The sequence below is a fragment of the Vibrio sp. 10N.222.55.C6 genome (assembly GCF_041473395.1).
GTDB classification, from domain to species: Bacteria; Pseudomonadota; Gammaproteobacteria; order Enterobacterales; family Vibrionaceae; genus Vibrio; species Vibrio crassostreae_C.
In genome coordinates, this window is the sequence record NZ_JBFRSD010000580.1 from 1 (window position 1) to 778 (window position 778).

The 778-nt window shown below is 43.8% G+C and carries 1 protein-coding gene and 1 pseudogene; both read left to right on the forward strand.

The features are described 5' to 3' along the window. Nucleotides 1-448 (forward strand): ATP-binding protein (locus AB4486_RS25180; RefSeq protein ID WP_372119440.1); only part of this gene is annotated, 448 nt, incomplete at its 5' end. Beyond that, nucleotides 445-778 (forward strand): annotated as a pseudogene (locus tag AB4486_RS25185) (hypothetical protein); the annotation flags it as partial. The gene AB4486_RS25180 and the pseudogene AB4486_RS25185, both read left to right, overlap by 4 nt.

Below are 778 nucleotides of genomic sequence, written 5' to 3' on the forward strand. Positions count from 1 at the left end.
GACATACCATATTAGTGCCGAGAAAGTTAAAAAGCCTACTGAGCTGTTTGACATCAAATTTGAAGTCATCGAGAACAACCAGCGTAAAACGGCCAAAACAGATAAAGATATGCGTGATTTGGCCAGTAATGGTACGAACTTGCTCATTCAATCCATGTTGTATTTAGCACTTCTGACACAACAACGTGGAGCAAGTCGACTATCAATAACTTACCCAACCGATGAGATTGGTAAGCTGACGGCAGAAAACCAAGCCAAACTGCTCAAAATGATGGGGGCACATAACTTCAATGTTATCGCGGCTCAACCCGATGGCAATAATCGTACGGCCAACTTATTTAAGTATCTGTATCACTTAACGCCTTACAAGAACATTTTCAACAAACCTAAAGTAAGCAAACTTGCGTTAGCTAAAGCCGCTGAAACTAGCACAGGAGTAGAAGCATGAAGCCAGTATCACAAGTCTTAGAATCTCTACTTAGTGGTAGCTTTATCTGCCCAGCAACGGATCGTGAAGCTTACAAGACGCTTAAAGAGGATCGTACACGCCGAGAAATCAATCAAGCGTTGACTCTTATGGGGCGCGAGCTCCAATGTACGAGCAGAACCAGCGCCTATTATGTTACCTATAAAAGTATCGACGACCACAATCGTCGTCAGGTGACCGCGTTGATGAGTAATGTACACGGTATCATTCGACCTGTGGTTAAGTTCGTAGCGACAGTCAGTGAGGCTGCTCAAGTTGAAGCTGTGATGGTTGGTGGTGATGAGTTAAATG